Origin of the sequence: Paenibacillus residui (genome assembly GCF_042677205.1) — a bacterium.
Lineage (GTDB): Bacteria > Bacillota > Bacilli > Paenibacillales > NBRC-103111 > Paenibacillus_L > Paenibacillus_L residui.
Map to the genome: position 1 here is coordinate 23,127 of NZ_JBHTIU010000085.1, position 26,357 is coordinate 49,483.

Here is a 26,357-nt window from a genome sequence, read left to right on the forward strand (position 1 = left end):
AATCGTTATTGTCATCTCCTTCCAGTTTACTGTATTCCCCCTGTTCCGGGATAGGGCAGAATCTATATATTCTAACTTTTCAGGACAAGACGCCATGCAGATTTGCAGCGGACTCCCGTCTTGCATGATTATCCCAACTTCAGATTTGCGTTTTTTAACTCCGCATGCATACCTTGCCACGAATAACGAATCCTATGGGAAAAGCAATTAATCATTATAGGAGGTATGTATGAAAACACGTTGGTTATTTTTGCTTATTCTGACCCTTTTCGCAAACGGGTGCGCTTCACCGGATACAACAAGAACTCAACAAGCAGAGCCGCTGCAGCAGCCTGAACAACAAGTAAAACCTTTAACCCAAACACCTGATTTGGCGGATGGGCCGGAAAACGCTACCCGAGATCCCCGGCCTCTGTCCCTTGGCGATCTGCGTGCTAAATACAGAAGCACCTTCATTCTTAACGGCCCCTCATCCAAACGGGAAGTGGCTTTAACCTTTGATGACGCGCCCGATGACCGATTTACTCCGCAAGTGCTGGACGTTTTGAAGAAAGAAGGGGTTAAGGCAACCTTTTTTGTAGTGGGCAATCGGGTGGAGAAGCATCCGGATATTGTCCAACGCATGGTCGATGAAGGACATGTGATCGGGAACCATTCGTATGATCACGCGAACCTTCCAAAGCTGACCGATGATAAATTCCGTGAGCAAATCACGAGAACGGACAGCCTTATCCGTAATTTTACCGGCTATACGCCGAGCTTGCTCAGGCCCCCGTACGGAAACATCAACGAGGGACAAATTCAATGGCTGGCCAGCCAGCAGAAAAGAATCATCAATTGGAATGTCGATTCATTAGATTGGAAAGGATTAAGCGCAGAACAAGTGGAGACGAATATTCTTGCCCATGTGTTTCCGGGGTCCATCATCTTGCAGCATTCCGCAGGAGGAACCGGAGAGGACTTGACCGGAACCGTTAACGCCCTGCCCAGAATTATTGCGAAATTAAGGGAGGATGGGGTTAAGCTAGTGACCATACCCGAATTGTTAAACATTTCGGCTGGGCAATAAATCGTGGCGGCACAGCTCGCTGAAACCAAGAAAGCAACCATACCGGGTCAGTATGGTTGCTTTCTAATGGTTAGAGCCGATGTATAGCGGCTCTTTATTTCTGAGCAAGCCAATCACTCGCGATCGTTGTTCTTCATCGTACAGAGGCCGGTAGCTAAACCGCCGGTGGCAATGGTTAGCATGGACAGAAAGAAGGTTTCCGCCGAAACAAGAATTCCGCCAAGAGAAATAACGATCCCATCCAATACAAATATGATTACTCCTACATTAATCATTAATCCTTTGGCAACGAATTGGGCCAGCAGATCGGTCCCTCCCGTGCTGGTTTCATATTTCAGCATGATTCCGATTCCGGTTCCTACCACGAAACCGCCCAGAATAGAGCTGCCTACAGGAGTTATGTCCAAATAATTAGCCATACGGTGTTGTAATGGGGTCGCCAAATCCATGATCAAAGATGAAAGTAACAGCCCGTGCAGGCTGCTGTAAAAATAGCTCCTCTGATAATACCAAGCTAAAATAAAGAGCGGTATGCTGCACAAAATCATTGCAAGCCCTATTGGGGCCCCGAATAAATAATTTACGATGAGAGCAATTCCCAATACTCCGCCGTCCAAAATTTGATTAGGAACAAGAAAACAGTGTGTTCCTGCCGCGATGAGTAAGCTCCCCGTTAGAATAGCTGCGAGCTTTTGGAAGGACAGCAATCGAACCATCTCCCGAACGAAAGGCATGTCTGATTTATATGCCGGTCCGACGCCAAGCATGAAACACGATTAAACATTTTTTGGAACCCGTTCTGAGTTATTGACCATGCCGTTCATTGGTTGCGGGTGTCCGTTTTTTTGCTATGAAAAAGGATTCCTCCATGCCAAAGTACTCATTTCCGATAATTTGGCTTGCTCCGGCAGTGCAAATATGGATATGCGAAGCTTCTGCGGCCAATTTGAGCTCAATGCGGTCTTTTTTGATCACAAGGTTGTAGAACGGCTGGTTCAGGATTTCTATACGGACCTTAGTGTAAGTAAGGAGGTTCTGTTATCGGAATTTTCAAAAAGGCCTACACTTCAACGGTTTAAAGAAGTATTCGCCCGGCTCCTCTCTCCTTTATTTTAAGGGGTATAGATCAGGTATTGTTGGAGCTCGCTTTCCTAATAACGGAAGCATAATAATCCCTCCTAAATTGTTTATATTTAAGATTTAGAATGCTAATGGATTTTCCCAGCAAGCTACCAAAGGGGAGGCGTTACCTTTCTCTCCACGAACCGAAAAAAAGAGGTTGAAGCCTCAGCAGGATTGTTCATCATGCCACGGCTCCAACCTTCTGTATTTCCCTCAACCCGCGTTCGACGTACTACTTAACCGAGTTATAATATTCCGCGAATACATCAGCGAGCGCTTCCGCCGTATGTAAGCTTTCCTGCAGAGTATTGTTCGTGCCTCCGATTTCCATTAACAAACTGCCGGGAGAGACTGACTGATTGTATTCCCCGTCTCCCTGATGAGCACTTTTGGTAAGAACGCCTCGCGATAATCCGGGATACTTCTTCTTCAATAACTTATTCAGTTCCTCGGCGAAGGCTTGATTTTCCTCGTATCCGGAATGCGCCGTACCGATAACAAACAGAATACGCGCATATGTTTTTCCGTCAATGGTAACCGTCGTTTTCTCACGCGGAACGTCCGCATCGCGATGAATATCGAAGAAATAATAGAGGGAAGGATAAGTCTCCACTGCTTTGTCTACCGCTTGGCGCGATACCGAATAAGATTTGGAATAGCTCAGCTTTTGCTGCTTCAATCTCTCCGCAGTATCTTCCTCCCCGGTTAATGCCGGAATGTTCTTCTCTTGCAGGAGCTGCCCCAAGCGTTTGCCAACCAGCGTAATATTAACTTCCGGGTCATCGACAGAACTTCCTTTAGTATTGCGTGCGATATTTTTCCATGATTCCCGATTATGAGTATGATAAATATACAGGATCGGTGCCGATTCCACGTTGCTCGTGCTCTTCGGCGGATTCAGATTTGCATTGCGCTTCAAGAAATCCGTCTCTACGACCCAGCTTGCCACATAAGCGGTGCTTTCATCCGGCAGCGAAATCATGTACCATTCCCCATCCGTCTCAACGATCGGGTAGGTTTCGCCGGGCATCGCTTTGCCAGTAATGTCATAGTCGAGGTCCGGTCCACTGCGAAGATTCGTAATATCGATAATCTTGACAACGGTTGGCTCATTCAGACTTGCGGCCCAGACCTCATCGGTTCGTTTCTCTTCTGCCGGCTTGGCTTCGGGATTGGCCGGTTCTTCCGTATTTTCATATTCGGTAAATTCCTTGAATATCCAGCCTTCTCCTTCGTCCGGCAAACGGATTTTCACCCATTCTTCTTGCTCGTCCAAGACTTCATATCGGTTCGTTTGGTCTATCTTGCGGATGACGGATGAGTTCAAATCGGGTCCTGTACGAACATTCAGCCGGTCTACTGTACTTCTAATATATTTCTTATCTTTCGTACCGGCTGTGATTTGAATCATTTGAACTTCATCGACTTGAGCAGTATTGCTCTGAACCTGAAGCTTGAACAACGACTCCCCGGATGCCTCCTGACCATGAACGATTTCTGCATTCAGCATCCCGACAAGCAAACATGAACTAACGGCCACTCCGATAATTTTGTAACGTAACAATTTTTTCACTCCTATGCCGAATATACAATCTAATAAATTCGACATAGACTGGCAAATTCCTCCAACTATCCTTAATTATTTTTCCAAAATGTCGTATAAAATCGTTGAAACCATTCAGGACTAAAAAGTTGACTTCTCTGCTCGCATCCTTTATTGTTGTAGTAACTAAATACGGAAGGGTGAGCCAACGACAATGAAGTACTAATCCTATTTTTCGAAAGCTATCAATATGAAGGCAGTACAGGCAGATTTCTTCTGCTCTATTTCATAATGCCTTCGATTGAGTTTTCAGAATAGGATTGGTATTCTTAGTTGGGCCCTAAAGAGCGGTCTCTTCTTTGGCGTTCACCTATTGCCTCCTATTCTGAATTCAGACGGGAGGCATTTTTTGTCTCCAGATCATAAAGGAATGGGGATGATAGTATGTTGTTGGAAGCCAATCACTTGAAGCTCTATATAAAGGACCGTTTATTAATTGATGCCCGTCAATTGCAAATTCACAAACACGACAGGATCGGCTTGGTAGGTAAGAACGGAAGCGGAAAAACAACCTTACTGCAGGTTCTGGCCGGGAAGAAAGCTCCAGACGAAGGTACAGTGACGACTCGAGTCAAATGTGAACTTTTGCCGCAGCTTAAGAGAACGGACACAACGAAGAGCGGCGGAGAAGTAACTCAGCAATATATTAATGAAGCACTCGCGAAAGATCCGGAAATTTTATTTGCAGACGAACCGACAACGAACCTCGATGCCGCTCATCTCGATTGGCTGGAAAAGAAGCTGGCTCATTGGCAAGGCGCATTCGTCATAGTCTCCCATGACCGTGCATTTCTGGATGCCCTCTGTACAACGATATGGGAAATCCATGAAGGCCATGTGAAAGCATATAAAGGGAACTATTCCGATTACGCGGAACAGAAGAAATTGGAACGTCATCAACACGAAGCAGCCTACGAAACGTATGAGAAAAAGAAAAAGCAGCTGGAGGAGGCCTTGATCTTAAAGGAGCAAAAAGCGGCAAGAGCAACGAAAAAGCCCAAACAAACCAGCTTGTCGGAAGCCAAGATTACCGGCGCCAAGCCCTACTTTGCCAAGAAACAAAAAAAGCTGCAAAAAACAGCCAAAGCCATTGAAACGAGACTGGAGAAGTTGGATAAGGTGGAAAAACCAAGAGAAGACGCCCCCCTTAAAATGAATTTGCCTAATGAGGAGATGTTCATCGGGCGGATCGTTCTTCGTGCAGAAAATGTTCAGGGCACCGCGGGTCAACGAGTTCTGTGGAAATCGGCAAGCTTTAATGTTCGCGGCGGAGATAAGCTGGCCATCATCGGACCGAACGGGAGCGGGAAAACGACCCTTGTAAAAAAAATAATTAACCGGGAAAAGGGCATATCCATTTCTCCATCGATGAAGATCGGCTACTTTAGTCAAAATTTAAATATCCTGAATCCCGAACAGACGATATTGGAAAACGTCAGCATCACCTCCAAGCAGAATGAAACCTTCATTCGCACCGTGCTTGCGAGACTGCACTTTTTCCGGGAGGACGTATATAAACGCATAGAAGTGTTGAGCGGCGGCGAACGGGTTAAGGTTGCCCTGGCCAAACTGTTTGTTAGTGATATTAATACGCTAGTGCTGGATGAACCGACGAACTTTCTGGATATTCAAGCGGTTGAGGCGCTGGAATCGCTTCTGGAAGAGTATGAGGGCACGATTATTTTTGTCTCGCATGACCGGCGCTTTATCGAAAAAATCGCCACCCGAATTTTATCGATAGAGCATGGGGAAATCCGACTATTTGAAGGACCCTACCATAAATATATCGAGCATGTTCCGAAGGAAGAGCGGGATCAGAAAGAAGATCAGCGTCTCATCCTGGAAACGAAAATAACGGAAGTGCTCAGCCGCCTCAGTATGGAGCCGTCCGAAGAGCTGGAAATGGAATTTCGCAGGCTCCTGGCGGAAAAGAGAAACTTGGACTCTCCGTAAGCTCCGTTACTTCGATGCGTCCCGCAGGAATCAAGCATACACTTAAGGAGGGTGCTTCGGGCATCCTCCTTTCCATTATGATCGCAGAGATGAATTAACGAATTCACATTTGACCTTTATAATGCAAACCGAAACTCAACCTTCTATCTTCGCCTCTATGTCCAGCTCCATAAAAATTTCAGCATGTTCATTATCGTTATACCTTTGTATTTCATAGAATCCATAATTCCTGAATATAGATAATGCCTTAATCGCTTGTCTCCTTGTATCAAGACGTATCTTTTTGAGGTTTCTCTCCCGGGCAAAGTTAATAGCAGTCTCCATTAATTCCCTGCCTAACCCTCTGCCATGATATTCACTCAAAACAAAGAATCGCTTGATCTCCCCTATTCTTTCATGGGAATCTAGTATTTTGACACCTACCGTACCAATTACCGCATCGTTATCAGCAATGATCCAAAATTGACCTCCTGGTTCTTGATACGTGCTTGGAATTCTTCTTAAATCAAGGTGTAAATGATCAGGATCAAATGTCAATCCTCTGAAAGCATACATAACCTCCATGAATTTCTCGAGTGCTTCTTGATCGGAATCATTGTATTGCCGAATTTTCATAGGTACCTCCTTCGAAAAATCGATGAGCTGCTGCTCTTTTAAAGTGATTTAATTGTTAAGCGGCTCCTTTGGAACGAATCTCTCCGTTGTTTTCTCACAAACGTGTTGCACCTTAGACTCGTTCAGCCAAAGCGGCTTCCAATAATTATGCATCCGTCTTTCCCGGTTGCCAGCCTACTTCCATGGACCAGATATGGGCCTTCTGCAGGATGCTCCAGACTACAGGCCCTTTCCCCTCGACATATTTCGGACGATCATTTATATAGAGGGCCATCAATCGATGCTTCTCTTCCGCATACCTCAAACAATCTTCCGGATGCTCCCGCAAATAGTCTCTAAACAACAGTGTCATTTGTTCGGAAAAGCTTCCCGCTCTTCTGACATGAATATGAGTCCTTCTATTTCCGGGCACTTCACGAAAATATATTTTCGTTTTGTCCGAATTGTCACTGCGCCATTGGAATCCAAGACTTTCAATTTTGCCTTTATAATTGGATACATTCTCAAGGTCCACCACCGAAATTTGGATATCAATGATAGGCTTGGCATCTAGTCCGGGAACAGAAGTAGATCCTACATGATCAATCCGTACCGCCAGTTCACCTAACGCTTCTCTTAACTTTATTCCCAGATCGAGAAACCTATCCCTCCACTCCGGATCATGAGGGGCTATCCTCCACTGATTCTCCATCCTAACACCTTCCGATTTTTATATGCCATCTATATGATTCTACACATCTACCTCACCGAGTGTTCAGAGCTATGCTTCTCAATGAATTGGCGCTTAGGTTCTTAGCTTGCTGAAGATGTTTGCTTCCTATAGTTTTATAATAGTTTCTATTAATTCTACTCTCCGGAAATTCTTCCACCGTCAACGACCAAAGATTGCCCCGTTACAAACGATGACTTATCCGAACAGAGCCAAATAATGGCTTCGGCCACTTCCTCCGGTTGAGCAAGTCTTCCCGTCAAATTCTCTCTTCATTCGATTCCTCCTAGGGTTCTCTGCTTGTTCTGCAACTGAACAAAATGAACCGGAACACGCTGGTTCCAACTCTCGTTTCCTGGAGATGACTCTAGGTTCTTAGCTTCCTTTCTTTACCTTCGAACAAATCGAAGCGTGCCGAAACGGGACGGGATATGATAATTGATTGCGCCGGTCGGCGACCAAGCCTGATATTCGCGCGTTCCGTCGCGCTGTTCGTCAATTCTGTAGAAATTGACCCGCCAGGTGGTACCGTGCTCGGGCCGGCTCCAGAAATGAGAAAGCGGCAATCGGATAATATAAGTGCGCTGATTTTCCTCCGTGCGGACTTCTACCTCTAATCCTTCCGCGTCCCATTCCGTATCGATGGTAATATGGCCTTCCCGGTTATCGATCATCGCATCGAAGATGACCTCGTGCGGACTGAATTCGAACTCCATATAACGGCTTCCATTTCCTTCCTCATCGATAAACAATTCCACAACGTCCTGATCATACAGCGGATCGTCCCGTTTAGTATAGGTGGCTACCGTGTAGCTGTCCTCGCAATCGAACCGAACGTATAGAAAATCATCGTCCCAGCAAGCTTTGATGCCGGTGGCCTCCCTAACCGGTCTTCCATCGACGACATCGACAAGAGGAGCCGGCTCTATCCTCTCCCACACCTTGTCCTCATAATCTACAAAAACGCAATCCAATTCATAGCTTCTCTCAGTCATCCTCAACACTCCTATCCGGCATCGTTTCGCCCTCCATCCTTACAATCCGTCAGGGCAATTAGTACTCCTATTATCACTGAAAACCGCTATGGCGTCGACGGTCATTTGGATGGTCACACGAAGGACTCCATCTGATCCATCCCCGCCTTAACCTCTTCCAGCACCTCATCAAACCAGCGGCAGGCCTGCTCCATATGGATACTGAGATCGGAAACGGAGCAGTACTATATTGGAGTATCGCTAAACTTCATCTGACTCCGAATCCTTTACTGGGGCGGATGACATATGGATCATGGGCCGAAGCCCGAATCACTTCCCAGAAATAATCATATGCCAGAACTTCCGGATAGACCTCGGGTTGTTTCTTGATTTCTTCCTTACTCATATACTCCACATGTAATATGATTTGTTCATTTGCCTCCAACTCCGGGTCGATCCCGGTCACTTTCTCTCCACCTGTCCTTTCTCCTAAAAAATAATGAATATAGTCGACCTCGCCTTTATCATTTTTACTTTCCTCTACCCAAACCAGTCTCCTAATGGAGATGTCCAAACCGGTTTCTTCTTTCACTTCGCGGATGGCCGCCTCCCGGCTGTATTCGCCTTTCTCAATCATTCCGCCCGGGGCAATCCAGTAATAACCGCCCGTTTTTTTGTGGCGTGTTTTCACAAGCAGCACACGTTCTTCCGAATCCAACACAAATACTCTGACGACCGGCATCCGCACCATCCTTTTTCATATAGATTCGATTTCCAGGCTAATGGGCAGTTATCTCCTCCTTTAAATCGTTTGTTTTCGCTCCATAACGGTCCATTTCAGTTTTCTGCCCTCAGCGAACCATTCCACTTGAGCATTCAAAAATTCATTCTCATTCAGCATGATGCGCAAAAAATCTCTATGATAGGCGGGAACCTGTTGATTATCGTGACACCGGGGTTGTGCATAGTCCGCTGTTTTCGATTTCGAGCTTCAATAACATCCGCATAGACATTCCTGTAAGATTATGGTTACAATAAACCTATAGTCTTAACAGGAGGTACATTTTCTATGAATTTCTTCGAGCACGAAATATAACTTGGTCATTTATATATTAGGGGACCTCCAGAAGCTGCAGACAAATCTGCGAAAGACATACAGATAACAGGAGGTCGACAGATGACAATGGATAAGCAATTTCATGAAATTTTATCAGACACGCGACAAGATTTTTCCGGCTGGGACTTCTCATACATTACCAGAACCGGCCGAATGGGGAGCCAACTGCTCTCGTGGTCCTACGGCAGCATGGCCATCCCCCTTATTCGGAAAGCGAAGTCCATGCTGGATATGGGCACCGGCGGCGGGGAGTTCCTGTCCTTACTGTCCCCATTTCCCAAAGAGGCCTTCGCCACGGAAGGGTATCTTCCCAACGTTCCAATCGCCAGAAAGAGGCTGGAACCTCTGGGCGTAAAGGTCGTACAGATTGAGGATGATTTCAATCTGCCTTTTCAAAACCGTCAATTCGACTTGATTCTAAATCAGCACGAATCCTACTCTCCGGAAGAAGTAAGGAGGATTATTGCGGATGACGGGATTTTCCTTACCCAACAAGCCGGCGGACTCGATTGCCGCGAGATCAACGAAATGATGGGCGTTCCGTTAAATGAAGAGTTCGCACATTGGAATCTGGAAACGGCGGTGATGGAGCTTGAAGCGAATGGCTTTGAGATTTCGACCCGCAAGGAAGAATTCCCTATTCAGCGATTCTATGATACGGCCAGCTTGATTTACTATTTACAAGCGATACCCTGGCAAATTCCCGACTTCGATCCGGAAAAATACGCCGATCCCTTGTATGAAATTCACCAAATCATCCGGGAGAACGGGTACTTCGATGTCAGTCAGCATCGCTTCATCATCCAATCGCGTCCTAAATAGAATTATAGGAGCCTTCTGCTGCGGGAGGCTCCTTTTTATCATGACGGATGCGGTTATGGATAGTGTAATAAATTCGTGCCCCGGTTCTATTACTAAACCTATTGGTCAGGTTGTTCTGATATGTTTAACATGACTGATGAAGTCCCTTTCCTGCTCCAGCAGCAGCTCTAACAAGCCGTCGGGCACCAGCTTTTCTTCTTGGTTATTTAGAAATCCTTCGAGCGGTTTCCAAACGGCTTTATATGGATTGTTTCCTTCCATTCCCTCTATTTCATCCTTGAAATATAAGGAATTGTCTACCAATTCCGCCCCATAAATAAAATCCACTTCATGCCCTACCTGATCCAGATACGGAAATATATTTTCAATGATAAAAAGCAATTTCGGCTCCGTAATGTCCGCATGAATTTCTTCCTTAACTTCCCTGATCACCGTCTGTTTGCTGTTCTCCCCGTATTCCACCGTCCCCCCAACCAGCCTGTAGAACGTCTTCTTCACGGCATCATCCCGCATCTCCTCAACCAGAATAAGATTGTCTTTTCTTATAATACATAGAGAAACCGTTCTTATGTTCAACGTTTTGCTCCCCCCAGCCCTAATTTGTTCGCCAACGCAAAAATGCCTTATCCATTCTTCGGATAAAATCCTAAGTCAGGGGGCTGCGGATAATGAGCCCGGTTGGTGAAGACTTTTAACGCATCTATTACTCATTCATCTAAAGATGAACAAGAATATTGACAAGCTTCCCGAAAGGATCTCTTACAAAAAAACGCCGTACCTCCCACGGTTCATCAACTGGTCCATACTCAATAGGAATCCCTGCCTTTTGTATACGAGTTAAAACATCGTCCAGGTCATCAACTTCAATGGACAAATCAGGCACAGGCGTCCCAGAACCTCCCTCCGAGAGAAAACTGATTTGAGTGTCCATTTTTTCATGTGAACCGTAGGTCGCAATAAATCCCATATCCATCAATTGATCAAGTCCAAGTATTTCTCCATAAAAGGACTTAGCTTTGGCAATATCCTGTGTCTCAATGTTGGCAATAATTCTCTTGACTTTCATTTTCACATTCTCCTCAAATTAAGCTGCCGAAACGTTTCGTTTAAATAGCAGACTATTATGACATCGCAATTGCAAAGATTGAACTTTAATCTTTAATCGGAATTAGAATTTCCACATCTTCTTCCTCTACATTATCCTCGAAATAATAGATTTCGATGGGGCATGAATTATCCAGAAACTTCTGTTTATATCCGTTAGCCCCCATCCATTCAAAAATTTTCGTATAGGCCTCTCCAATAGTTTTATTGGTACAATTAATCTTGGCGTAGTTCATAAGAGGAAGCTGAAAGCCGATCATCCCCTCGGGGATATGGGTCATTTCCCTAACTTCCAAACAAGCAAAGTAGGTAGCGAAAATTTCATTGCACATATAAGGCGAAATCATGACTTCAGGATCTACGACATTCGCTACTTCATGTCTTCTCCCTGCAAATTCTCTTTGGATCTTCACTGCCGCGTCCGGAAAACCGCTAGGAAAATTGGCTGTGATGCTTTGTCCGATCAGCTTGTATTCTCTGGTCGTGATCTCACATTTAAATTTCTCCAATCTCTGTCTCGTGGCCATAATCATTTCCTCCAATGAAATGGTTTGCATTTTTGACACCGGTTACATGTTTAAATGTACGCCCCTTCAGAACTGTATGTCCCGGGCATGATGCGGTGGAGACAGGATGGTCTGACTAACCCTCTTTTTCAAAATAAGCGGTAAAATCAAGGGGCTCAACACAATCTATTATACGACAGCCTTCTCCCCCCACTCTACCTTATTTACAAAAATTTTCCAACTACTTTATCATCCCATATTTGGACTTCTATATATCGTTCAGGTCCTTTATTTCCGTCTCTGTTCCATTCCTGCGGCCATCCGAATTGTTCGATCAATTCCTTGATTTCGTCTTGTAAATAGATTTTTTCCCTATATGGTTTGCCGTCTTTATATCTCATAGTCGGGAATAAATCCCCGTATGTAAAGCTTATAGTTTCCGGATCAAACTCTTCCAAAGGTATTTGCAATACCCGGCCTTCTTTATACCAGGATTTCAGCCACTCACACCGGCCCAAAGTCATATAGTGGGGATATAATTTTTCCGGTTTCCCGCCTTTATCTATAAATAAAGTTCTTGCCCGTTCTTCCAATTGCCGGCGTACGGTTAAATAATCATCAGATCGTCTGCTGGCAAATACAGTTCCTTCCTGCTTTACTTTCTCCATAACTTTACGGGCTTCATCATACGGTAATGCCGATAAGTTTTTAAAAGGGCCATTCTCAGCTTCATAATAATGGTACAAAAAATAATTCCCCATAGGTTGCCCTCACAATCGTGAAATCTTTCCCTTGCGGCCGGTATAAATGGTAGCCTTCGAAAGGCTAAGCGGCCCCCCATCGTCACACAGCCTGGCACCGCCATAAGTCGGCAGATAGTCACACCGGACACAGTCCCCGCCTGCGGTGCGAATTTCCCTGCTTTTGCTTATCCTAGAGAAGGCTCTTCCTTATAATGGCTAATATCTCCATGCAAAATGATTTTCGATTGGTCCCCATCTATCTCAACCTTGCATAAACAGGCCGGATGAATATACGGCGGAATCCAAAGCTCTTTCATCGGCCGTCCTTCAAAATAGGCCATGATTAATTTGACCACGACCGTATGAGTCACAATTAGTATAGACTTGCCTTGGTTGTCGTTGACCGTTTGGCGCATCATGTTTATTGCCCGGTCGGAAACCTGCCGGAAGGTTTCGCTGTTCTCTACTTTAAATTTCTCCGGGTTATCCCAAAAATCATTGAAGGCCTCCAGATAGAGCTCCTTAACCTCATCCTGGGTTCTGCCTTCCCAAATTCCCAGATTGATTTCTCTTAAATCATCACTTTCGATGATATCGATTTCCCGCGTGCCTCTTATGATCTCTGCCGTTCGACGGGCTCTCAAGCTTGAGCTTGAATAAATCATATCTATCTGCTCATTCCGAATAGCTTCCTCTAACCACTGGGCTTGCTTAATGCCCATATCTGTCAGCGGAGAATCCTGGTGGCCTTGGAACTTATGCTTGACATTCCATTCGGTCTGCCCGTGTCTGACTAAATAAATTTTCGTTTTGTTATCCATCATCGCACCCCTTTGTTTAAATCCGGCCTCCTTGCAATCCAGCTGCAGACTATTCCGTAGACGTACCTTCGGCCGTGGAATAGTTCATCGCTACGAATTCTATCTCTTGATCGCCTACCTTGCTCATGAAGCAAGGCCCTTTAATAAATCCGGCACGCTCATATACTTTCATTGCCCTTTCATTGAAGGCTGCAACAACCAGTTGAAAATGTTGAACTTTATAGCTTTTCTTAAGAAAGCCGATCCCCTGAGTCAAAAATTCAAGCCCATTGCCCTTGCCCGTAAAATCAGGCTTGAGGCCTAAACCAATGTCCAGATACTTGTTGTTGTTATAGAGGTTGATGGCATATCCCCCTGGAACACGGGCAGCATTCCCGCAGCAGAGATATCCTGTTAACTCTCCCCGGTCATCCAACGCATAAAAGTACTCTTCGTTCATGAGTTCCGAAATACATTCCTCACTGCCATCCATACTATAAATAGAATAGGGATGATCATACTTCCAACTGCAAATCATGGAAGCATACTCTTCAGTCATAGGATGAAAAGAATAAGTGGGCATAACGTTAAATCCTTTCTCTCAACCGATGACCTTTACAACGTTTCCTTCGGTATCGGTAATATTCGTTTTTACAATTTGAAAGGCGACCCCTTGCAAAGAAGGGACTTTAAATTTACTTTCCTTCGGAATCAGCCTCTCGCTGAGCTCGGCGGCCGCCCGCTCATCCAGCACTATCCGGACTTCGCCCTCGCCCGAGGACCATCCCGGCTTCTCCCCCGGCTCCAAAGTCACCCGCAAATCCGGCCCAACGAGGAGCAGCCTATTGCCTTTGAGAATACGGCCGCGAAGCAGCTTCGCGATGACTTCAGCTTGCTTAGCCCCTAGCCGGAGTGTGGACGGGGTCTTATTTAACCAGCCATTCTTGCCCTGTTCCCAGCCTAACTGACTTACAAATAAAAAACCGGTGCTGGAGCCGTCTTGTTCCATCCCTCTATGGACGGCTTCGGATACGGCAGGAATGCGAAGAAGCGAGTCCCGTTCCAGGTCCGTTATGTAATACGGCATATACGGTAAACCGGTGGAGAGCACTCCCAGCGTATTCCATGCCTGCGTCGCTTCCAGTTCATCCCCCGTCATTCCGACCATCTGCAAAAATTCAACCCGCCCATTCGGAGTATCGATGGCGGGAAGCTCCGGATCTTCGACGAAAGCCAGTGCGGTCAATAGAGTATCGGACCCCAGGCAAATGGGACCGTTCGCATCCAAATGATCACCCGCTCTGAACACATTGCCGCTGTTAAAAACGTATCTCCCCATGTTTTGCAGCAAATTCAATGCCCACGCCGGCGGTTCTTCCTCTTCTTCCTTGCGGGCCAGCCGGAAGGTCAATTCAAACCCGAAACCACTCTCCTCCGCATTGTCGGATTCCTTATCATACAATTCCGAGAAACCATAGGTGACAAAATGCCAATGCGGCTCTGGCGTTTCCGCCTTGTAGGCGCTTATGCCATCCAACGGGTCCGGGCCGCCTAGCGCATAAGAAATGATCGTTCCGTAATGCTTCGGCTCCTGATCTCCGTAAATTCTCGACATCTCCCGATCGATGGCATCCCAGCCGCTTGAAGTTACCTCTTCACTCATTTACTTGCCTCCTATGATTTACTTTTACTTAAACAGATCCATATTACCCGTTGATAGATACTCGTAGCATAAGGGCCCAATGGCTTAGAACAAGTATAAAGAATGGGTGTCCTAATTATCAATTGTGATCATCCTAAATCTGTCAAAACACCTCTATAGTCCTAATTTGATATGGAATTTCCTTGCCTCGTCCTTGTTAAGCTGCTCGCCCCCCTTCAGGCATTAATACCGATAGCGCATACAGCAGAAACAGGCTTCATGTTTTTAGTTTCTAGACGAATTGGCTTGAACCCCGCCTCTTGGAGATACTGCACTAATTTTTCACCTTCCATGTGTGCCATTTCATCTGTAGCCCCCTTGGATCGGGGTTGGAGTGTAATGGCTATTCTTCCGTTCGGCTTCAACCAACTCCGTAACTCTTTTAACCGTTCGACGGGTTGTTCCCAGAATATAATTGAATTAATGGTATAGATTTTATCAAATGGGTGGTCAAATACGGGGAGATTCTCCACGGCCGTAAGTATGAGCTTCACCCGTCCTTCCTGTATGGCAGCTGCATTTCTTCTTTGGGCTTGGCTTAGCATGACCTCCGAAATGTCGACTCCCACCAACACTCCATCCTTAATGATCTTGCTTGTCATCTCCACCGCTACCCCAGGACCAAATCCAACTTCCAGGACTCTATCATCAGGCTGTACTCCCAACAAGGATACAGTCCATTGGTTGATTTCTTTATTGGCTGATGCCAAAATCTTTCCACCGATGCTTCCTAACAAACCATTGGGCTGGCCGAATAAGTTCATTAAGAATTGCTTCACTTTATTCCTCCCCTCTAGTTACTATCTATCTCGTATTCGTAAGTATTTTGATACAGGCGAATAAGCAAGGGAAACAGCAGAGCCCGTTCTTCCTGCGATAAACCCGAAAGCAGCTTTTCCTCCAATTCGTTAAAGATGGGCCGCATTTCCTCTTCGAGAAATTGAGTTCCTGATGGACTAAGGTAAATACGCTTTGTCCGTCCATCCTGCGAATCCGGCCGGCGCTCTATAAGAGCTTTTTTCTCAAGCTGGTCAAGTAAAGTCGTTAACGAAGGCGCCTTAATCTGGAGATGCTTCAACAACTCGTTTTGTGAGAGACCGTCTTCGCTGGAAAGACAGAGCATCACAAACACTTGGGCATTTGTAATCCCGTACCGATCCAATTTCTTTTGCAGGGCATTCATTAAAGACTGAGTAATCCGTTTAAAAAAATAACTTGCAGGCCATTGTTCTTTCCTTTGCAAACTGTTCCCATCCTTTCGCTTGCTCGCCTTGACATTTTTAGTTAGGCTAACTAAATAAAATATACAAAATTCTCCTTCCTCATTCAAGCGATATCTCCACCATTTGTTTACCTTTTAAAAAAATACGTCATCAACTCCTCGTCATACCCTTGATGATTATAGATTAATGCATTTTTCTCCACACCGTAAGTTACAAATCCAACTTTCTTATAAAGTTCAGCAGCCGGCCGGTTTGCCGTTACAACACTTAAATTGATTTGCTGCAACCCTTCTATTTCTCTTCCTCTATCCAATATTTCCCGAATAAGGGCTTTAGCAACCCCTTGTCCACGGTACTCGGGCGAGACATAAACTCCCCAAATCATTCCTTTATGGTTAAGTTTAATTCCTTGTTCCCTTCTGAATCCCGCCATGCCTGCCAGTTGTTCATCTTCCGTGAAAGCTCCCAGGATATAGTTATCCTTATCATTATTTATTCTTTTCTTCACTTCGGCCAATGGGGTATGCACCGAGTCTTCATAAGAACTGCCGAATGCTTCGGGATGCATTTTCAAGGCTTCCAGTCTTATTTTCCAAAATGCCTCAGTATGTACTTGCTCTATGTTTTTGAAGGCTATCATCTTCCAAGCTCCCCTCTGCTGTTCCGCTCTGCATAGCTTTGACGAGACCGCTGTAATACCGGAAGGAGACATAGCATGTCTCTCCGTTGATCATATGCACCACCCGCTTAAGCTTGTCAATCTCCCGTATATTGTCCACATTGACGATATATGCCTTATGGCAGCGATAGAAGCGATCATCGAGCTGCTTCTCGAGTTCCTTCAAAGTCCCATAGAACTCGATCTGCCGGTTCCGCTCATGCAGCTTGATTTTATGCGGTGAGGACGACGTTTCGAAGAAAAGCACATCCTCATATTTGACATTGATAATGGCTTCATCGGTTTCGATGGTCATTCTGCGGGAATCTCCGCCCTTCTTCAAATGGCGTTCATAAGCCTTGCGAAGACACTCCTCCACCCGCATATGAAATTGCTCCGGATTGTCCTTGATAATAAAGTCGAAGGCTTCAACCTTGTACTGGAAGGTCAGATAGCTCAGCTCCGAATGAGTGGTTACGAACACAATGAAGCAATCGGGGTACCTGTCCCGCAGTATCCCGCCAAGCTGGATTCCGTTGATGTCCGCTTTGAGATCGATATCCAGCAAAAAAAGGGACGGAAGGCCGCCGTCACACCGGGGCTGCTCCAAAATATCGAGATAGTCGCCGGAGGACAACGCCACCTTCATATCCAGCCTCTGTCTGATGATCGAATGCGTTACGATTCGTTCGAGCTGTTCCCGCTGCTGTTTATTATCCTCGCAAATGTAAACATTAAGCATCAGATAATCCCCTTCTCATTACGAATTCCTATTTCCCGAATGAACATTCTTGACCACAAGCTGCTGCATAAATGTCCTTGCGGCAGTGTCCAGCTCCGTATTCAGCATCGCATCGGGATATTTGCGGTCGAGCAGCTCCCTTACCGAGGACAAGCCGATTCCCCGGTTGTCTCCTTTGGTGGAAAATCCATACTCGAACATTTTATATATCGGCGGCGTCTGTTCGGAGCAGCTATTTTTAACAATGAAGAGGGTGGCCCCCTTCTTCGAGACGATGCCAAGCTCCACCTTCGGTTGCGGCGTCTCCAGCGCAGCCTCGATCGCATTGTCCAGAAGGATTCCCATTATTCGGCACAGGTCGAGCGGGGTCATCTCCACTTCATGAACATCCTCCGTAATATCGATAAAGACGTCGATTTGCTCCGCCATAGCCCTCAGCATTTTCGAGGAGACAATCCCTTTGAGCGGTGCAAGCTGAATATGTCCAAGCAAGGACAGTCTCGTATTCATCTGAAGCAGCTTCTCGGAATATGCACAAACTTCATCGTAGAAGTAACGCTTCAGTTCGGGAAATTTTTCTTCCTCCATGAACCCTTGAAGAGTGGACAAAATGTTGGCATAGTCATGCTTGAATGTCCTCATATCCTGCAGAACGTGTTCCAGGGAAGCCGCGTATTTCTCCAACTGCCCCAGCTCCTGCTCCAACTGCCGCTTCTCCATCTCCTTCCTGAAGGTGTATGTATATAACCGGTGGCTGACTACAATCACCGCGATATATACCGCGAGCAGCAGGGTGTGCAGGATTTTGTCCTGCATACCGGATGTCCCCCTGTAGAAAAGGAGGGAAAGATAGATCCCCCCCATAATCATGCACATATTGCCGAACGAGATGAAAATGCGCTGCCGCAAAGAAAATACCTGCTTCGCTTCAGGGCCGTCCCTTTTCGTTCTACCCGAAAACAAGTTTCCGATCAGGTATGCGACAATCCCGATGAAAACGAACAAAAATACCTGCTCGGCCGCCGGGTTCCGGATGTTCAGAATTTCCGCCCATACGATGTGGCTGATCTGCAGGGCAAACAGAAAATTCACATAGTTCAGTAGACCAAATAATAAGGAGGCCACCGCGTCTTTCGTCCGCATATATAAGAGCAGGAAAAATAATATGATTATCCACGCTGTGCTTAGCTCCATGTTACACCACCGGCTTCCGCATTTTTAAAATCGGTTGACTGCGGCGCCTCCCCTTCTTATGGCGTACAGGAAGCACCAAGTCACTACCCATTGCGCAGCGATTATTCCCAGTATAGCCACATATGAGTATAACATCCACGGCGCGGATACGGCTATGGACATGGCCCACAGCTTATACTTCCGCTTGTGCTCGAACATTTGGCGGGTATGACTCCATTCGAAGTTCGGCCGCTTAAAATCGTAATACAGCTTGATAAAGACGGTCAATCCAAGCGAGCACAGCATGAGTACGAGCAGCCCCGGCGTCCCGATAGCGGGTTGGTATATATGCACGATCGCGTAGGCCAACAGATATAGAGGCAATGTAATCGCGATACTGAATAAATATTTATTTACAAACAAGGTCTTCCCCGACACCGGCAGCGAGAGCAGCAGTGAACGGCAGGGCTTCTCGTAGGAAAATAACACACCGGGAGTCGAGGCTGTTGAGAGCAAAGTCAGCAGGAAAAGGACAAAACGGCTATCCACATGGGATACGGCAATGGCGTTAAAGAGAAAAAAGATCATAAACAGCGAATACCCGAGGTGATTCAGGAAGAGCACCTTATCGCTTGCGAACCGGACGAACTCCCTCTTCATCCAGTTGAACTTCATCGTCGACCGTCCTGTCCGGAACCGCAGGAGCCCTCGCTCATAAGCGAAGATGACGGCGCCCGTGCCGCATAAAGAAGCGGCCAATCCGGATACGGCACATCCCGCCCCCGTCAGAACTAACTGCTGGAGCGTCAGCTTTCCGTCATTAACGCTCACGGCAAGCACGGACATGACAACGGGCATCATCCGGAGTCCATAATTTTTTACCCATAGCACAAGAGCATAGAGGAATACGAACCTTCTTTTGTCCATCGGCATAGACAGCAGCAACTTGTATTTAGGATCCCTTGCCTTGGAGATGGCTGATAGGACGGACAAATATAAGCCGGCGGCAATTGTCCCCTTAAGCAGATGGCCGAGCGACTGAACGCCGAGAGCTGTGTAGGAAGATGGGATAATGAACAGGATGATTCCCATTATGACCGCAATGGCAGTTAATTCCCTGATCCATCGTTTACCCTTGGTCTCATCTAGCAGGAGGACTTGGAACACAGATGGAGCGCTACTCATGGCCAATCACCCGGAAGAAGGTTTCTTGCACTGAGTGATTCCTGCTAACCGTTACCGATTCTTGAATGGTTCCCCCATGAAGAATGAAGGCTTCATCGCATATCCGGTCCACGATCGGGAACAGATGGGTAGACAGCAGGACGGCATTCCCTTGCGTCACGTAGGTCCGCAGCTCCCGGTAAAAGCTTTCGATGGCTACCACGTCCAGACCGACCAACGGCTCGTCCAGAATGAGCAGCGGGCATCGCAGCAGCAGCGCATTGATCAATGCCGTCTTCTGTCTGTTGCCCAGCGACAAGGAACCGATTTTCTGATGAAGAAACTGGTCGAAGGAGAAGGTCCCGCAAAGCTCCGCCAGCCGGGCCGAATCCGGAGTTGTGCCATATAACCGATGCACAAATTCGATAAAACCAAGCGGCGACATCTCATCGAATAAATCGGGATGATCCGGGATAAAGCATCGATAACGCTTCAGCCGCATCTCATTGCCGGACGTCAGCTTCTCGCCGCAATAACGGATTTCCCCGCTGTATTGGCCGTGTATGGAGGTAAGGATGTGGAGCAGGGTCGTTTTGCCCGCACCGTTGGCGCCGAGCAAGGCATAAACCTTCCCTCCCTCAATCTGTAGATGTACTTCGTTGATAACCGGCTTATTTTTCGTATACCAGCCGGTCAGGCGATGGGTTTCCAGTATCATATGCATTCACCCGGCCTTACTTCTCCGATTTTTTCATTGTGCTATAGAGCTTGACCCCCATTCCTAGCACAACCGCAAACGCTGCGACAGACAACCATGGATTGCCCTTGGCTGCATAAACGACGCCTCCAGTCCCCCATATAATAATCATGATGACGGCGAATATGATTTTTTTGTTCTTCGTATCCAGCAGCATGGCTGCAGCCCCCTTCATAGTTGTTACTATTATTGTAACGGACTGCTGGGAGCATATAGCTTTATTGTCTTCAAAGGCCGCATATCCGTAGTGACTGCGGTTATGCGGCAGCCCGTAATGACGGTCAGGACCGGATCGGGCACGGTCAGGATGCGCCAAGGGGGCTTCGGGAGCTGATTGTTATCCGCCTAAACGGCGACACACCAGTGACATGGATGACTAACTGTCCTGAAAATTGCACGGCCAACCACTCACCTTGTCCTGATTGTTATCCCCCTGACGGCGACACACTAGTGACATGGATGACTAACTGTATTTTATACAGGCAAATTCCGGGCTTGCTTCAAAAGTGACTGAATTAACTGGAGAAACTACACTTAGATTTGAGGTTTTTGGCTGATATCGCCTTTTCTCCCCAAAATACCTGTAGTTTTTCCAGTTAGTATTTCTCTTTTCGCCTTAAGGGGGCAAAATAACTGTAGAAAATCCAGTTAGTTAACCATACCCACGTTTGGTGAGCTTCCAGGCGATAGTTTATACCCCCTTCGAAGCAGCTGCCAGGCTATAGATAGCAAATATTTCGAGGTCGGTGCACGAAGGAGCTGTCTCAATAATGAAGCAAAAAGGACCCTGAATCCCACTATGAGTGGGAACGGGGTCCTTCATTATAATCGCTTAGGGGACAGCCCTCATTCACGCATGCAGATATTGAGCCTGATGAAGTCTGCTGTATATGCCGCCGGAAGCGACAAGCTCGGAATGCCGGCCCTGCTCTGCGATGCCGCTCTCGTCGATGACGATGATCCGGTCCGCGTTCTTGATCGTTGCCAGCCGGTGCGCGATGACCAGCGTCGTTCTTCCGACGGACAGCTCGGCCAGCGATTGCTGAATCGCCGCTTCGGTCTCGGTGTCAAGCGCCGACGTCGCTTCATCCAGAATCAGGATCGGAGGATTCTTCAAGAACATTCTGGCGATCGCCAGCCGCTGCTTCTGTCCTCCGGACAGCTTGACGCCCCGCTCCCCGATGACCGTATCCATTCCATCCGGCAATTGGCGGATCATCTCTTCCAACGACGCCCGCCTGGCCGCCTCCCAGATTTGCTCCTCCGTAGCTTTCAGATCTCCGTATGCGATGTTCTCCCGGATCGTTCCCGAGAAGAGGAATACATCCTGCTGAACAATGCCGATATTTCTCCGCAATGATTGCAGCGTCATGTCCCGGATATCCAGACCGTCTATCGTAATCCGGCCTCCGGTCACGTCATAGAACCTTGGAAGCAGGCTGCAAATCGTCGTTTTACCGGCACCGGAAGGGCCCACGAACGCAACCGTTTCTCCTGCGCGAATCGACAGGTGGATGCCGTTCAGAATACTCCGATCCGGCTCATAGCCGAACGTCACGTTCTCGAAGCGGATATCTCCCCGCAGCGAGTCAACGGCCACGGCATCCTTCGCATCGGCGATATCCGGTTCGGTGTCGATAATCTCCACATATCGCTTAAACCCTGCGATCCCTTTCGGATAACTCTCGATCACGGCGTTGATCTTCTCAATCGGACGGAAGAAGATATTCGACAGCAGAAGGAAAGCCATGAATTCTCCCAGCTCGATTCTGCCCTTGATATAAAACCACGCTCCGCACACCATCACAAAAATGGTGATCAACCGCATCAGCATGTAGCTGACGGAGATGCTCCGGGCCATTGTCTTGTAAGCCATCAGCTTCGTCTCGCGGAAGTTTCGGTTGTCGACCGCGAACAGCTCCTTCTCATGCTCTTCGTTAGCGAACGATTGCACGACGCGAATCCCGCCCACGTTCTCCTCGATCCGGGCGTTAAAGTTGCCGACGTTGGAGAACAACCGGCGGTAAGTGGTGGTCATTCTTCCCCCGAACAAAATAATTAGCCACGCCATAATCGGTACGATAATGAACGTCAGCAGGGCAAGCTCCAGATTAATGTAAGCCATCAGTGTAAAAGAGCCCGCGAGCGTCATGACGGCAATGAACACGTCTTCCGGCCCGTGATGGGCGAGCTCCCCGATTTCGTTCAGGTCGTTCGTCACCCTGCCTACCAGATGACCCGTCTTGTGATTGTCGAAGAACCGGAACGACAGCTTCTGGATGTGCTCGAACATTTTCCGCCGCATGTCCGTCTCGATATTGATGCCCAGCATATGCCCCCAATAGGTGACGATATAGTTCAGGACGGTATTAAGCGCGTAGACGCATAACAGCCCTAATGAAGCCAGCACGATCATCCCCCAGTTCCCCACCGGGAGCAGATCGTCGATAAATTTGCTAATCGCAAGCGGGAAAGCAAGCTCCAGGAGACCCGCGATGACCGCGCATCCAAAATCCAGCATAAACAAACCTTTATAAGGCCGGTAATACGAAAAAAATCGTCGCAACAACTGCCACATTGCCGTTATTTCTCCTCTCTGACATCTGGGGGATCGCCATTATCCGGTTGGGGATCCTCCTCCTGTAGATCAAATAAGCGAATATATTCTTCTATAACGTGGTCGAGCGCCTTGAGCTCACCGGATATGACCGGTTTGATCGTTTCATATTCAGGCTCGCCAAGCTGTTTGGCCACCGTGGCACGCCTGGACTGCAAATGCTCCAGGAAAGCCAATATTCGCCCTCTTCTGAACGTTTGCGGGCCATGCATCCCATAGCGAGAGCCATGCCGTCCGTGACGGTCTCCTCGATGTTCGCGACTTTCCACGCTTTCGCCACGATGCCTTCCTTCGACCCGTTCTCGATATCCACCTCTCATTTTGCACCCTCCTCTTCGTATACATACGTATACACCGTCATTTCGTATACAAATGTATACTAAAAGATGCGCCATGTCAATAGTTCAGCAGGGATTTTTTTACAAAAGGTTGCATCCTCCCTCCTTAAAATTCAGCCATGCTGCTGTGTAACACAAAAAACCACTCCTTCTGACCAGGGGTGGTTGTAGTGATTCTAGTAGCTTTTATAATCCAGTACCTATTCAACGGTGAACTTATAGAACTCGCTGGTTAGTGTTTGTTCATAAATTTCCTGGTTATGCTCGATCTGGAACTCTACATTTGTCCTGACTTTATACCGTCCGGGTTTGTCGATGACGAAGGTATAGAACTCTTCGCTTCTTTGTTCTTCTCCGTTGTCTTTGTACACTTCATTGGGTTTGATCTGTACAAGATAGCCTATATCGTTTTGAAAGAGCATGCCGCTTTCTCGCTTAACCGGATTTCCTTCCATATCTACAATCTCGTAGGTAAACATTCCGGCTCCGTGTAAGATCTCCCAAGAATGTTTCCAGTTGTTTTTCAAATAACCGGTTATTATAAATGGCTCATTCGCTCGGATACCCTGTAGTTCCTCAATCCCCACCTCAAACATACTTGCATCGGGTTTAACGCTATTGGAACAGCCTACCAGTATGCTCATGAACATGAACACAGCTACCGCTGCATTCGCAACCGCCTTCATAGCTTATCCTCCTGCTTCCTGACGTCTCCGCACAGCCTGAATCTGCTAGGGACTAGCTTCTTTTTTATATAAAATTTTCGATCACGGCTTCATTTTATTAATCCATTCTACTAATCCTTGTTCTCCATGAAAAAACCGATCCCTACTAAAATGAATCCAAACAACCCTATGAAAAGCTCGTTTCCATAGAGTTTAATTCCAGGCTCACCTTGTATGTATATACAAACTAGCATTAATGCTAATCCAAGTAACATGAATTTATTCGATCTTGTGTTCATCGTTATCAAGCCTTCCTTAGTTGATAACCTTAAGGTGAACAATTTCACCCTCAACATTGCTGCCCGAGGATACGAATCTGAAAAACAAGCGTCCGATCTGAGACACCGTTCAAAACGATTAACCCGAAGCAAGCAGTTCGCAGTTCAAGACGACTACGAATAGGACTGCTCCGGGCCAACGTCTACTATATATTTACAATTTTAACACAGATTCCGGTCGTTTACCTTTCCAAATTTAAAACGCGCCGTCAAAGGCACGTTCCATCTGATCAGCCTCGTGGGAGACCGCAAAAAGAATAAAGGGACCTCTCGTTTTCAAAACATGCTTTTCGATAAGAAAGTATTCGTCCGGCCGATAGTCTTTGAATTTTACCGTTTGCGCTTCGATTCTTTGCCTTATTTTCTCTTTGACGCTTTCCACTTGATTCTCATCCTTTACTTTAATAACGGCCAGTTCGTCCGCCTTCACATTGGATGAGGCCGTATAAAGAATATAATCCTCCACCTCCGCGGCATCGATATGGTACAGCTTTTCCAGCTTGCTGTCGTCCCCCTGCTTCATATCATCAAAATTCACCGCCTGCCGGATTCGTTCCCCTACTTCAGCGGCCGATAGAGCTTCGGCGGCGCCATTCTCCTTGCCGGAACATCCGGCCATAACGCCGACAGCCACAGCGAACGCCAGGATAGCGGCTAAAATTTTCCTAATCTCTTTCTTATCTCTTCTCATTCAATCCCCTCCGATAGCTTCTTAATAGATGGGTCTTCCAAAAAGGTTTGGATATTATAGAGCAGCAGCATGTCATGGATACCTTGTTCCTGCACGAGCTTCACCAAATTTTCCTCGAAATAGCGCAGGTCTGCGACGTATATTTCACTGAAGTGCTTCGTTAAGAAAGGAATCAGGCTGTTGGCGTACGAATCTTTGACCACCAGCAGCTTCTTTCCCTCCGGATGACCCGTTGTTATATGGATAAGCGCGTGATTGCCGTTAAGAAACACCTTATATTTATCCTTCTTATTGAGATTGTCCATCTCGTACAAGGAGTCCGACGTTTGTTGTTCTTCGACATACTCGACAGTGTAGCTCTGATCCTCCTTCGGCACATAAAGCTCGATGCTATCCGGCTGCAGACGTCTGAACCCGCTCTTCGAATAGAGCGAACCGTAGAATTCATTCGTAACCTGCCGGATATGGAAATTTTCCTCCTCCTGCGGAATGATCCCCATCTGCCTGCAAAGCTCCCGATAGGCGTAATAGGCGCCCCGGGTCGTCCAATGATGGTCCGTTTTGTAGAAAACCGGATGCTCCCGCTCGGCATATAACGCAGGATAGACATCAACAAATCGAATATCGCTATGGAGCGATTGCCGGACTTGGTCCAAATACTTCGGTTCATCGCCGGCCGCAGCATAAGCCGGGAGTTTATCCTTAAGCAGGGTGACCGCCGTGGGCACAAGCATCACATACTTCTGAAGGCCGGGCGTAGCACTGGCAAACGAATGAATGGCCTCAATCTTGTCTTCCAAATCTCCGGCCGTCGGCGCAGTGAATTTTTGAATGAGATATCCGTCAGCGCCCAAGTAAACTCCGTTGCTCTCCTTCTTTCCCATGAACCGGTCCGCATCGGATTTCACGCCGATCCATACATCCCTGAAAGCAAACTGATCGGATACATACTTCTCGAAATTGGAAGTAAACCTTCCGGAGACGATAGCTTGCAATGAAAAAACCGGAAGCCGCTCCAGCACCCGATTTTCCGATTCCGAGAAGGCTCTGTCGGGCGTCAGAAGATGAAGAGCGGCAATCGTGCCAATAAACAGCAGCAGCAGGATGGCCATTAGATTTCTGTACATTTTGTCATACCTGTTCAGAGCCGCC

31 protein-coding genes are annotated in these 26,357 nt (G+C 47.0%); 4 read left to right on the plus strand and 27 right to left on the minus strand.

Annotated features, from left to right (window positions below; translation table 11 throughout):
• The first annotated feature begins 229 nt into the window (after positions 1-229).
• Positions 230-1,069 (plus strand): polysaccharide deacetylase family protein, encoded by an 840-nt coding sequence (locus ACFQ03_RS20900; protein WP_150960104.1) that lies wholly within the window; start codon positions 230-232, stop codon positions 1,067-1,069.
• Between the two features lie 113 nt (positions 1,070-1,182).
• Here ACFQ03_RS20900 and ACFQ03_RS20905 read toward each other — a convergent pair whose 3' ends face one another.
• A complete protein-coding gene (locus ACFQ03_RS20905) occupies positions 1,183-1,776 on the minus strand; it encodes a YitT family protein (RefSeq protein WP_379290743.1) in 594 nt (197 codons plus the stop codon).
• A 106-nt stretch (positions 1,777-1,882) separates the two neighbouring features.
• Here ACFQ03_RS20905 and ACFQ03_RS20910 point away from each other — a divergent pair, with 106 nt between their 5' ends.
• Positions 1,883-2,185: a phospholipase D-like domain-containing protein gene (locus tag ACFQ03_RS20910; protein ID WP_144935001.1), complete on the plus strand. Its 303-nt coding sequence runs from the start codon at positions 1,883-1,885 to the stop codon at positions 2,183-2,185.
• Positions 2,186-2,423: 238 nt separating this feature from the next.
• On the opposite strand, the gene spoIIP is transcribed toward ACFQ03_RS20910, so the two are convergent.
• Positions 2,424-3,755, minus strand: a complete 1,332-nt coding sequence (gene spoIIP, locus ACFQ03_RS20915) for a stage II sporulation protein P (RefSeq protein ID WP_379290746.1) — start codon at positions 3,753-3,755, stop codon at positions 2,424-2,426.
• 423 nt (positions 3,756-4,178) lie between these two features.
• On the opposite strand from spoIIP, the gene ACFQ03_RS20920 reads away from it, so the two are divergent.
• Entirely contained in the window at positions 4,179-5,747 is a 1,569-nt protein-coding gene (locus ACFQ03_RS20920) for a Vga family ABC-F type ribosomal protection protein (RefSeq protein ID WP_379290748.1), read from the plus strand.
• Positions 5,748-5,882: 135 nt separating this feature from the next.
• Here ACFQ03_RS20920 and ACFQ03_RS20925 read toward each other — a convergent pair whose 3' ends face one another.
• The 5 genes from ACFQ03_RS20925 to ACFQ03_RS20945 form a co-directional block, all read right to left on the minus strand.
• Complete coding sequence (locus ACFQ03_RS20925) at positions 5,883-6,362, minus strand: GNAT family N-acetyltransferase (RefSeq protein WP_379290750.1); 480 nt, start codon at positions 6,360-6,362, stop codon at positions 5,883-5,885.
• A gap of 145 nt (positions 6,363-6,507) precedes the next feature.
• The gene (locus tag ACFQ03_RS20930) at positions 6,508-7,053 is read right to left on the minus strand and encodes a GrpB family protein (protein ID WP_379290752.1); all 546 of its coding nucleotides are present in this window, start codon (positions 7,051-7,053) and stop codon (positions 6,508-6,510) included.
• Positions 7,054-7,208: 155 nt separating this feature from the next.
• Positions 7,209-7,334 carry an SDR family oxidoreductase gene (locus ACFQ03_RS20935; protein ID WP_150960109.1) on the minus strand — a complete coding sequence of 42 codons (126 nt, stop codon included), beginning with the start codon at positions 7,332-7,334 and terminating at the stop codon, positions 7,209-7,211.
• A 126-nt stretch (positions 7,335-7,460) separates the two neighbouring features.
• Positions 7,461-8,066, minus strand: a complete 606-nt coding sequence (locus ACFQ03_RS20940; protein WP_379290755.1) for a carbohydrate-binding family 9-like protein — start codon at positions 8,064-8,066, stop codon at positions 7,461-7,463.
• A gap of 247 nt (positions 8,067-8,313) precedes the next feature.
• Complete coding sequence (locus ACFQ03_RS20945) at positions 8,314-8,787, minus strand: NUDIX domain-containing protein (RefSeq protein ID WP_186328297.1); 474 nt, start codon at positions 8,785-8,787, stop codon at positions 8,314-8,316.
• 435 nt (positions 8,788-9,222) lie between these two features.
• Here ACFQ03_RS20945 and ACFQ03_RS20950 point away from each other — a divergent pair, with 435 nt between their 5' ends.
• The gene (locus ACFQ03_RS20950; protein WP_144935022.1) at positions 9,223-9,984 is read left to right on the plus strand and encodes a class I SAM-dependent methyltransferase; all 762 of its coding nucleotides are present in this window, start codon (positions 9,223-9,225) and stop codon (positions 9,982-9,984) included.
• A 105-nt stretch (positions 9,985-10,089) separates the two neighbouring features.
• On the opposite strand, the gene ACFQ03_RS20955 is transcribed toward ACFQ03_RS20950, so the two are convergent.
• The 20 genes from ACFQ03_RS20955 to ACFQ03_RS21050 all read right to left on the minus strand — a co-directional run bounded on the left by ACFQ03_RS20955 (position 10,090) and on the right by ACFQ03_RS21050 (position 26,332).
• Entirely contained in the window at positions 10,090-10,560 is a 471-nt protein-coding gene (locus ACFQ03_RS20955; RefSeq protein ID WP_379290758.1) for an NUDIX hydrolase, read from the minus strand.
• A 139-nt stretch (positions 10,561-10,699) separates the two neighbouring features.
• Complete coding sequence (locus ACFQ03_RS20960; protein ID WP_379290760.1) at positions 10,700-11,050, minus strand: VOC family protein; 351 nt, start codon at positions 11,048-11,050, stop codon at positions 10,700-10,702.
• 85 nt (positions 11,051-11,135) lie between these two features.
• A complete protein-coding gene (locus tag ACFQ03_RS20965) occupies positions 11,136-11,615 on the minus strand; it encodes a GyrI-like domain-containing protein (protein WP_144935031.1) in 480 nt (159 codons plus the stop codon).
• A 203-nt stretch (positions 11,616-11,818) separates the two neighbouring features.
• Entirely contained in the window at positions 11,819-12,355 is a 537-nt protein-coding gene (locus ACFQ03_RS20970) for a hypothetical protein (protein ID WP_379290762.1), read from the minus strand.
• Between the two features lie 167 nt (positions 12,356-12,522).
• Entirely contained in the window at positions 12,523-13,158 is a 636-nt protein-coding gene (locus ACFQ03_RS20975) for a histidine phosphatase family protein (protein ID WP_379290764.1), read from the minus strand.
• 49 nt (positions 13,159-13,207) lie between these two features.
• Entirely contained in the window at positions 13,208-13,720 is a 513-nt protein-coding gene (locus tag ACFQ03_RS20980) for a GNAT family N-acetyltransferase (RefSeq protein ID WP_144935037.1), read from the minus strand.
• An 18-nt stretch (positions 13,721-13,738) separates the two neighbouring features.
• On the minus strand, positions 13,739-14,800 hold the full coding sequence (locus ACFQ03_RS20985) for a suppressor of fused domain protein (protein WP_379290767.1): 1,062 nt from the start codon (positions 14,798-14,800) through the stop codon (positions 13,739-13,741).
• Positions 14,801-15,015: 215 nt separating this feature from the next.
• On the minus strand, positions 15,016-15,618 hold the full coding sequence (locus tag ACFQ03_RS20990) for a class I SAM-dependent methyltransferase (protein WP_379290769.1): 603 nt from the start codon (positions 15,616-15,618) through the stop codon (positions 15,016-15,018).
• Between the two features lie 14 nt (positions 15,619-15,632).
• Entirely contained in the window at positions 15,633-16,169 is a 537-nt protein-coding gene (locus ACFQ03_RS20995; RefSeq protein WP_379290771.1) for a MarR family winged helix-turn-helix transcriptional regulator, read from the minus strand.
• Between the two features lie 20 nt (positions 16,170-16,189).
• Complete coding sequence (locus tag ACFQ03_RS21000) at positions 16,190-16,702, minus strand: GNAT family N-acetyltransferase (RefSeq protein ID WP_379290773.1); 513 nt, start codon at positions 16,700-16,702, stop codon at positions 16,190-16,192.
• Entirely contained in the window at positions 16,665-17,462 is a 798-nt protein-coding gene (locus ACFQ03_RS21005) for a LytR/AlgR family response regulator transcription factor (RefSeq protein WP_379290775.1), read from the minus strand. The genes ACFQ03_RS21000 and ACFQ03_RS21005 overlap by 38 nt, the downstream gene beginning before the upstream one ends.
• A gap of 18 nt (positions 17,463-17,480) precedes the next feature.
• Positions 17,481-18,656, minus strand: coding sequence for a sensor histidine kinase (locus ACFQ03_RS21010; RefSeq protein WP_379290777.1), 1,176 nt, complete (start codon positions 18,654-18,656; stop codon positions 17,481-17,483).
• 24 nt (positions 18,657-18,680) lie between these two features.
• Positions 18,681-19,820, minus strand: a complete 1,140-nt coding sequence (locus ACFQ03_RS21015; protein WP_379290779.1) for a hypothetical protein — start codon at positions 19,818-19,820, stop codon at positions 18,681-18,683.
• Positions 19,813-20,517, minus strand: coding sequence for an ATP-binding cassette domain-containing protein (locus ACFQ03_RS21020; protein ID WP_379290781.1), 705 nt, complete (start codon positions 20,515-20,517; stop codon positions 19,813-19,815). Before ACFQ03_RS21020 ends, ACFQ03_RS21015 begins: the two co-directional genes overlap by 8 nt.
• A gap of 16 nt (positions 20,518-20,533) precedes the next feature.
• A complete protein-coding gene (locus ACFQ03_RS21025; RefSeq protein WP_144935059.1) occupies positions 20,534-20,713 on the minus strand; it encodes a hypothetical protein in 180 nt (59 codons plus the stop codon).
• A 693-nt stretch (positions 20,714-21,406) separates the two neighbouring features.
• The gene (locus tag ACFQ03_RS21030) at positions 21,407-23,125 is read right to left on the minus strand and encodes an ABC transporter ATP-binding protein (protein ID WP_144935171.1); all 1,719 of its coding nucleotides are present in this window, start codon (positions 23,123-23,125) and stop codon (positions 21,407-21,409) included.
• Between the two features lie 14 nt (positions 23,126-23,139).
• A complete protein-coding gene (locus ACFQ03_RS21035; RefSeq protein ID WP_379290783.1) occupies positions 23,140-23,493 on the minus strand; it encodes a hypothetical protein in 354 nt (117 codons plus the stop codon).
• Positions 23,494-23,711: 218 nt separating this feature from the next.
• Positions 23,712-24,197, minus strand: coding sequence for a hypothetical protein (locus tag ACFQ03_RS21040; RefSeq protein WP_379290785.1), 486 nt, complete (start codon positions 24,195-24,197; stop codon positions 23,712-23,714).
• A gap of 513 nt (positions 24,198-24,710) precedes the next feature.
• Positions 24,711-25,205, minus strand: coding sequence for a DUF4358 domain-containing protein (locus ACFQ03_RS21045; protein ID WP_379290787.1), 495 nt, complete (start codon positions 25,203-25,205; stop codon positions 24,711-24,713).
• Entirely contained in the window at positions 25,202-26,332 is a 1,131-nt protein-coding gene (locus ACFQ03_RS21050; RefSeq protein ID WP_379290789.1) for a DHHW family protein, read from the minus strand. The genes ACFQ03_RS21045 and ACFQ03_RS21050 overlap by 4 nt, the downstream gene beginning before the upstream one ends.
• Positions 26,333-26,357 lie beyond the last annotated feature (25 nt).

Bases quoted from the DNA above. Each gene is read 5' to 3' on its own strand.
- ACFQ03_RS20920 (WP_379290748.1), top strand. From the start codon at position 4,179: ATGTTGTTGGAAGCCAATCACTTGAAGCTCTATATAAAGGACCGTTTA.
- ACFQ03_RS21050 (WP_379290789.1), bottom strand. From the start codon at position 26,332: ATGTACAGAAATCTAATGGCCATCCTGCTGCTGCTGTTTATTGGCACG.
- ACFQ03_RS20910 (WP_144935001.1), top strand. From the start codon at position 1,883: ATGCCGTTCATTGGTTGCGGGTGTCCGTTTTTTTGCTATGAAAAAGGA.
- ACFQ03_RS20940 (WP_379290755.1), bottom strand. From the start codon at position 8,066: ATGACTGAGAGAAGCTATGAATTGGATTGCGTTTTTGTAGATTATGAG.
- ACFQ03_RS21040 (WP_379290785.1), bottom strand. From the start codon at position 24,197: ATGAAGGCGGTTGCGAATGCAGCGGTAGCTGTGTTCATGTTCATGAGC.
- ACFQ03_RS20960 (WP_379290760.1), bottom strand. From the start codon at position 11,050: ATGAAAGTCAAGAGAATTATTGCCAACATTGAGACACAGGATATTGCC.
- ACFQ03_RS20980 (WP_144935037.1), bottom strand. From the start codon at position 13,720: ATGCCCACTTATTCTTTTCATCCTATGACTGAAGAGTATGCTTCCATG.
- ACFQ03_RS21020 (WP_379290781.1), bottom strand. From the start codon at position 20,517: ATGATACTGGAAACCCATCGCCTGACCGGCTGGTATACGAAAAATAAG.
- ACFQ03_RS21000 (WP_379290773.1), bottom strand. From the start codon at position 16,702: ATGATAGCCTTCAAAAACATAGAGCAAGTACATACTGAGGCATTTTGG.
- ACFQ03_RS21015 (WP_379290779.1), bottom strand. From the start codon at position 19,820: ATGAGTAGCGCTCCATCTGTGTTCCAAGTCCTCCTGCTAGATGAGACC.
- ACFQ03_RS20950 (WP_144935022.1), top strand. From the start codon at position 9,223: ATGACAATGGATAAGCAATTTCATGAAATTTTATCAGACACGCGACAA.
- ACFQ03_RS21010 (WP_379290777.1), bottom strand. From the start codon at position 18,656: ATGGAGCTAAGCACAGCGTGGATAATCATATTATTTTTCCTGCTCTTA.
- ACFQ03_RS20925 (WP_379290750.1), bottom strand. From the start codon at position 6,362: ATGAAAATTCGGCAATACAATGATTCCGATCAAGAAGCACTCGAGAAA.
- ACFQ03_RS21025 (WP_144935059.1), bottom strand. From the start codon at position 20,713: ATGCTGCTGGATACGAAGAACAAAAAAATCATATTCGCCGTCATCATG.
- ACFQ03_RS20965 (WP_144935031.1), bottom strand. From the start codon at position 11,615: ATGGCCACGAGACAGAGATTGGAGAAATTTAAATGTGAGATCACGACC.
- ACFQ03_RS20945 (WP_186328297.1), bottom strand. From the start codon at position 8,787: ATGCCGGTCGTCAGAGTATTTGTGTTGGATTCGGAAGAACGTGTGCTG.
- ACFQ03_RS21045 (WP_379290787.1), bottom strand. From the start codon at position 25,205: ATGAGAAGAGATAAGAAAGAGATTAGGAAAATTTTAGCCGCTATCCTG.
- ACFQ03_RS20970 (WP_379290762.1), bottom strand. From the start codon at position 12,355: ATGGGGAATTATTTTTTGTACCATTATTATGAAGCTGAGAATGGCCCT.
- ACFQ03_RS21035 (WP_379290783.1), bottom strand. From the start codon at position 23,493: ATGAGAGGTGGATATCGAGAACGGGTCGAAGGAAGGCATCGTGGCGAA.
- ACFQ03_RS20975 (WP_379290764.1), bottom strand. From the start codon at position 13,158: ATGGATAACAAAACGAAAATTTATTTAGTCAGACACGGGCAGACCGAA.
- ACFQ03_RS20900 (WP_150960104.1), top strand. From the start codon at position 230: ATGAAAACACGTTGGTTATTTTTGCTTATTCTGACCCTTTTCGCAAAC.
- ACFQ03_RS20930 (WP_379290752.1), bottom strand. From the start codon at position 7,053: ATGGAGAATCAGTGGAGGATAGCCCCTCATGATCCGGAGTGGAGGGAT.
- ACFQ03_RS20985 (WP_379290767.1), bottom strand. From the start codon at position 14,800: ATGAGTGAAGAGGTAACTTCAAGCGGCTGGGATGCCATCGATCGGGAG.
- ACFQ03_RS21005 (WP_379290775.1), bottom strand. From the start codon at position 17,462: ATGCTTAATGTTTACATTTGCGAGGATAATAAACAGCAGCGGGAACAG.